This window comes from Haloarcula sp. Atlit-120R, assembly GCF_003665885.1.
Taxonomy (GTDB): Archaea; Halobacteriota; Halobacteria; order Halobacteriales; family Haloarculaceae; genus Haloarcula; species Haloarcula taiwanensis.
This window is the reverse complement of sequence record NZ_QPLN01000017.1, coordinates 1-1,397: the sequence shown is the minus strand read 5'-3', so window position 1 is coordinate 1,397 and position 1,397 is coordinate 1. Positions and strand designations below refer to the sequence as shown.

Annotated in this window: 1 protein-coding gene and 1 pseudogene; both read right to left on the bottom strand. The window is 63.8% G+C overall.

The genetic code is table 11. The features are described from left to right. Positions 1–787 (bottom strand): annotated as a pseudogene (locus DVK01_RS20960) (hypothetical protein); the annotation flags it as partial. Positions 788–1,145: 358 nt separating this feature from the next. After that, the coding region (locus DVK01_RS20955; RefSeq protein ID WP_233562836.1) for a hypothetical protein at positions 1,146–1,397 on the bottom strand (252 nt) is incomplete at its 5' end.

The window sequence follows — 1,397 nt, the reverse complement described above, 5'->3', positions numbered from 1 at the left end:
CCTCCTCGACGCTGTGCGCGTCCCGTCCGGCTCGGTCGCAGTTCCGCAGGTGGGCGTCGATGACCGGTTTGAACGTCTCCCGCCGGACCAGACCATCCACGAACACCGCGATATGGACGTGTAGGTACCCGCTGGCGTGTGGTTCGAGGATAGCGAGGTATTCCCACCGCCTCCCTTCCAACGAACGGCTCAGAGCGCGCCTCACGGCCTCCCACGAACCCAGCAGGTCGTCCAGATGGTCGACCGGCGGCAGCGGCTCGCCCGCGTCGTTCGTCGAGGATGCCGTGAGCGACAGCATCGCCGTGAACGGCATTCGGTAATCCTCCCGAATTCCACGCTCTAAGTCCTTGAGCTTCGCATACTGCTTGTCGGCGTAGTCCGGGTCGAACCGGTTCGGGTCGCCCCCCGTCACCTGCTCTCCCTCCGGGTTCTCGAACACCGACGCAGTCTCGCCGGACTCACGGATGTACTCCCGCCAGTCGTGGGTCGCCTCGCGCCAGCTGGTCGCGTCGACGCCGTGGGCGTGGGCCCGGCACACCTCGGCGCGAAGGTCCACCTCGTCCCGGTCGGTGAGGGGGGCAGATAGAGAACGGCGGATAGACAAGCCCTGCCGTCCCTTCTCGGTGTCTGCACGCTTAGTCTTGGAGGGCCGAGAGTAGAGGGCAGACCGGCCCTCGCTCCCCGGCTGGTCGGTACTCACGATGACCGCCCCCGCACCGCAGACGAGTTCGGTCGGCCCGGTCGGTCCTCCCTCTGGACGGTCGCGCGGCGCTCGGTCCGGTCCCACGGACCTCGCGCACCGCAAGGTCGCGCTCCCTCCCGGCGGCTGACGGGGTTAGAGACGCTGACATGGCGGTTAACGGCGCTAACATCGACCGGCTGAAGCCGTCTATCCTGCGAATTCGACCGTCTCGCGTCGGGCGAAACGCCTTTGCGGACGGACGGAGAAGGGCCGTGTACGGAACCTTGCCACAAGTTCCACGCCGGACAGGGGCGGTGAGACGCCCCTGTCCTGCCGTCCCGGCCCTTTCCCGGGACTTCGGTCACTTCGTGAGTTACATCACCGTTCTGTACCGGGGGCCTTAATTCCTACGCACAGGCTTTCTACTACCGCTATACCAGCGTATACGATTGTGTGAGAACCTCTACGGCGCAAATCCACGGGCATGAGCGACGTTGATGCACTGGTTCACGTACTCCTCAGCGGACAGTTCCGACTCTTCAACGGATTCTGCGTTTGCAGGGTTCAGAGACAGCGTATACACCGTTCTGGTGCCGCCATACCGGCTGTCGGCTTCAACCTGTCCGGCTTCTGGAGGGTCTTCTAACCCGCGTTCAAGAATCAACGTCATAGCCTCTGTACGAGTCAAATCATACACTTCTGCGTACTCGTCTAA